Below are 4,526 nucleotides of genomic sequence, written 5' to 3' on the forward strand. Positions count from 1 at the left end.
CTCGTCGCCTCGTCCACTACGCGAACATTGCGCTGCGATAGACTACTAGGCCTGCGCGATACGTCTGCGCTATGTCACAGGGTGTCGACGCGGCGGAAGGTTCCGGATTTGAATCGCAGCGGTTGGGGATCGGCGAATCCGAATGGCACGTGAGTCAGCACTTCGTCGTAAGACCGAACGAACAGGTTGTGGTAGAGTTTCAGGTCGCGACAGAGGAGCAATCCGGTGAGTGTCAGGGGAGCGCCGTCGGCGGTGGGTCTGACCAGCAGATTGTCGGTGGTGTAAACGATGCCGCGAAACTCGGTGGGAATTCGATCGCTAAACGTCAGGTTGGCATCGAAACCCCGGTAGGGCGTCGCAGGTGGATTGAAGTTTGCACCGAGTGTGGTTTCATCCAACGTCGGCTCGATCGCATCGAATTGAATCTCTGCGTCGGTGACCAAGATGGCGCCCGAATCGCCGGGGGCTTCCCAAGCCAACGCGCCGTTTAAAAAAACGCGATTGGCATTGCGAATCGCCAATGTGGCGACGAGTCGCGCATTGACAATTCGAACGTCCTGTCCTTCCGCGTCGATCCAATAGATTCCATTGGGATCGGTCTCGCCGTAGGGATTGGAATTCGCGGAGAGTACCGATAATGCGATCGCCCGAACGCCGTCATAGGTCGACAAGGCGGCGTAGGGGATTTCGGTTCCGTTCTGCTGGTAGCGTGTGACGACGTCAAACACCGGGGCGGCAACGGAGCTGACGGCGATGTCACCGCGAACGGGAAATCCGATCGTTCCCGAGCATTCCAAGGTCGCGGTGGTCAGGTAGCCGATCGAATTGGTCCGGCAATCGTCGAAGACTTGAACGGGTCGTTCACTGACGAGCGTCGCGCCGTCATGGCACTCCAGGTCATCAAACGTGGTGACTCCGTAACGGAGCCAATCCAAGGGCGCGAACCCGGTTTCCAATTCCACCGAAACGGCGGCTTGGGCGGAGCCGAATCTGGCGTGCGCGATCACCTGGAGGTCATCAAACAGTTCATCGGAAAGATCGCCATCATCGTCGCGGACGCTGAAGCGAGTCGCCGCGTTGGCGGCTCCGGCCATGGCGCCGTAGTTGATCCAAGCCGACACGGCCGCGTTGGTCAGGTCCGCTCTCCAATTGGGATCGGTGGACAGCTGGATGGAGACACGATGCAGTTCCGACTCGGCCAATCGAATCGCGGATTCTCGGTCCATTGCCGCGCTGTGTGACTTGATCCGCGTGGTGTCCAACGACAGCGCGGTCGCTACCGCGCCGGCCACGATCAACGCGGTGAACAACACGGCGACATACAAGTAGCCACCCCGAGCGTCACGTCGACGTCGTCGGGTATGACGGGCGCTGCGGGGGATCGGTCGACCGCATCGGTCATTTGCAACGGCATTCATCGATTGCGGGTCCTAGTACAGGGGCGCCGGAGTGTTGCGAAGCGGCACGACGACGTTCAGCCGCCGGTCACCGGGGAATCGAAGTTCGACCCGTCGCAGCCGTTCAAAGGATTGCGTCGCCGGTCGGTCCGACGGCGTGATCGACTTGACCATCCGGTACGTTTGCGACGATGCATCCGGGCCGGTCACAGTGACGGCCACCAAGCGAAACTGCGAATTGGCATCCGCGACGATTTGAAAACCGCTGCCGAGACTGCTCAGCGGGATCACGCTGACGTCAACCGTCCACGCGTCAAAATCAGGGATTGCGCCGCCATCGCGGAACGTCGGAGTGTCTTGGTGAAACCCCGCGAAGTCGTCGACGTCATCAAACGAGGATCGGTTCGAAGCCGATTCACCGGGTTCGGGACCGAACACGGCGTCGTCAGAAGCCTCGCGGAAATCCAGGCACGAGATCTCATCGAGATAATAGCCCGCCAAGAGCTGGCCTTGGACGGCTTGTCCGGCGGCGACTCGGTTTCGCATCATGTTGGCCGACGCGTTGAGCGAAACCAGCATGATCGTCGCGACCAGGGTCAGCGAGACGATGACTTCCAGCATCGACAAACCGATTCGGCGGGCACCGCGACGTCCGTTGTTCACCACTTGTGGTCTACTCACTTTCTCCCTCCACCTCGATCGCGATCGTGGTCCAGCTTGACGATTGCTGATGGAGCACGTGCGGCGTGATCGCCATGGGTGGCATCGGTCCGGTGCGAAAGGCGATGCCCAGGCTGCACTCACCGCTTGTGCCCGGCGAGCCGACTTCATTGACACACTCGCTGAACGACGCGATGCCTAAGGATGTTTGGGGCGATGGCGCACCGGTCGAAGCGATGAATTGCAAGTTCAACGTCCGCTCACCAATCGTGTCGGTGTTTTCGAGCGGCCGGGGATAGGTCGACGTGCTTCCGTTGATAGAGGTGCCGAAGCTGGACCCGGACCATCCGAAGGGCCAGGATCCGTTGGCGTGTTCGATGGCGAGCACGGCCGCCACCACGTCGCCGCCCCAAAAGAAACTCAGCAAGTAGGTGTCCGGTGTTGACGTGCTCATCCATTGGCCGTGCACGTCCAGCAGGATCCCGGCGTTGTAGGAAAAATCCAATTGCTGCCAGCCACTTGGCGACGTGTTGACGAAGAATGCATTTCGAGACGACACGACCAGCAGCAATAAATCACCGGGCCGCGCGCCGTCGGGAATCTGGATTGCCAGCGACGAAGCCGATCCTCCGCTGGTCACGGCTGTCGAAACGTCGCGAATCCGCGGACGCAACGTATTCAGGTTGGACGTCGGTGCGGTGTACCCGTCGACGTAGTGATTGACCGTGGGGGCCAGCGGATCGAGTTGCGTGCTCGCGCCCCCGCTGACGTTGCGCATCAAGCCGTCCATGTACGCTTCGTATTGCAGCGACTGGGGTTGGTTCGACAAGTCCGGTCGTTCGATGGAAACACCGTACCCGCTCGTGCTGTCGATGTTCGTCGCGTAACGCAGGTCGTGTTGCAGTCGATCCGTGATCACGCGATCCCGGCTCCGATCGCCATCTTCATCATTGGGCTCGACCAACGAAGTCGAAATCACGACGGACGTGGCCAGACCGAGCATCAGTAGACTTGCCGCCGCCATCGCGGCAATCATTTCGATCAGCGTGTATCCGCCCCGATCGTGATCCGGTCGGCTCGATCCGGAGAGGGGCCGCAGACGCGCGCCGGCCCGAGCGACCGCTCGCCCGGCGCGGTGCTCTGTCATGCTGGACGCCGGGTTGATCGGCGACATCGCTTGCGACTGAGTTGATTGGTGTCTCACCGGTACGCTACTCAATGGTGCTCGAAAACACATCCACGTCGGAATCGTCGACCTCCGTGATGGTTGCACTTCCCGGCCCCACAGCGATGTGTATCTCGTAAGCGATCGCCCGTGTGCCGATGGTGATGACACCGTTGCTGAGCGGAGTTCCGCCGACGTTGGGGGTGCCTTCCAGGTCAAAGCTGACCGAGGTCGCCGAATCAAACGATGCCTTGATTTCCAAGCTGGCGTCGAACCGATCTTTGATCAATACCGACAGTGGCACCCCGGCCTGGTCGGGGAACTCCACATCGGGACTCCAAAACCGATCGCCGGTCGCGTCGACTGAAAGCGTTGTCGATCGGCCTTCATTGATCGCGGTGTTGCGAACGTAGTCGACATAACTGGCCAACTGGATCGCCGCGTGGCGGGCGTTGCGTGCGTGCAGTGCCCTGGCGAAACGCGGCACCCCAAGCACCGCCAACAGCCCCATGATCGTGACGACCACGGTCAGTTCAACGAACGTCATTGCACGTCGAGAGCGATGCATCAAAAGCGGAGGGCAGGCGGAAACGAAAGCGGGATCGACCGATCGGCGACCGGACCGGCCCCGACGGATAGAAAAACCTACGTCAGCGACTGACGCCACCGACCGGTTTCTTGTCCCACAACTCCGCTTTGTTTACCCGGGGACTCCCCCGGATGATTGCGACGATCCGACTGATCGTTGCAAACGATCCGCCGCGCGGGTGAGTCGCCCGCGGCTGACGGTCCGGTTAGGTCGTCACGCGGCTGCCGTCCCACCAGGCATCGTTACGGTTCCACACTTCCTCGGGAATGTCTTCCTGAGCCGCTTCGCCTTCAAACAGCTCGGCGTTGACGGCGCGGTGGGCGGCACGCAGCGTTTCGGCGGCACGCTCCTCGGTGCTGATGCGTCCGTCGGCCGGTTCACGCTGGAACCACGCCCAACCGATCGAGGGTGAGGGAGCGACCGGCCGTTCGTCGATCTCGCTGTCGTCATCCTCGTACTCGTCTGGCTCGTCCTCGATGTAAACCTTCTTGACCACGGGTTTGGGCTTGCGCTCGACGGGCGGACGGGGTTTCTCGACGGCTTTGGCCACCGGTTGGGGCTTGGCTGCTGGTTGAGGTTGGGTTGGCGGCTCTTCTGCCACGACGGGTTCGGGTTGGGCAACCGGCTCGGGTTCAGGCTGGGGTTCAACTGCGACGGGCTGTTCCGGTTCCTGCGCTTCGACCTCGGCATAGACTTCTTCGGCCGGTTCCTCGTC

At 61.2% G+C, this 4,526-nt stretch carries 4 protein-coding genes and 1 pseudogene; all 5 read right to left on the reverse strand.

The window, feature by feature from the left end; all coding sequences use genetic code 11:
• Positions 1–74 precede the first annotated feature (74 nt).
• The gene (locus tag ABX749_RS23255; protein ID WP_372898096.1) at positions 75–1,418 is read right to left on the reverse strand and encodes a hypothetical protein; all 1,344 of its coding nucleotides are present in this window, start codon (positions 1,416–1,418) and stop codon (positions 75–77) included.
• 12 nt (positions 1,419–1,430) lie between these two features.
• Positions 1,431–2,078: a hypothetical protein gene (locus tag ABX749_RS23260; protein ID WP_372898097.1), complete on the reverse strand. Its 648-nt coding sequence runs from the start codon at positions 2,076–2,078 to the stop codon at positions 1,431–1,433.
• Positions 2,071–3,261, reverse strand: a complete 1,191-nt coding sequence (locus ABX749_RS23265; RefSeq protein ID WP_372898098.1) for a prepilin-type N-terminal cleavage/methylation domain-containing protein — start codon at positions 3,259–3,261, stop codon at positions 2,071–2,073. The genes ABX749_RS23260 and ABX749_RS23265 overlap by 8 nt, the downstream gene beginning before the upstream one ends.
• 7 nt (positions 3,262–3,268) lie before the next feature.
• Positions 3,269–3,769: a Tfp pilus assembly protein FimT/FimU gene (locus ABX749_RS23270; protein WP_372898099.1), complete on the reverse strand. Its 501-nt coding sequence runs from the start codon at positions 3,767–3,769 to the stop codon at positions 3,269–3,271.
• A 247-nt stretch (positions 3,770–4,016) separates the two neighbouring features.
• Positions 4,017–4,526, reverse strand: a pseudogene (locus tag ABX749_RS23275) (hypothetical protein); the annotation flags it as partial.

This window comes from Stieleria sp., from assembly GCF_041595215.1.
Taxonomy (GTDB): domain Bacteria; phylum Planctomycetota; class Planctomycetia; order Pirellulales; family Pirellulaceae; genus Stieleria; species Stieleria magnilauensis.

What these genes read in the sequence shown, in the direction of transcription:
- ABX749_RS23270 (WP_372898099.1), bottom strand. Translation starts at nt 3,769, where the DNA reads ATGACGTTCGTTGAACTGACCGTGGTCGTCACGATCATGGGGCTGTTG.
- ABX749_RS23255 (WP_372898096.1), bottom strand. Translation starts at nt 1,418, where the DNA reads ATGAATGCCGTTGCAAATGACCGATGCGGTCGACCGATCCCCCGCAGC.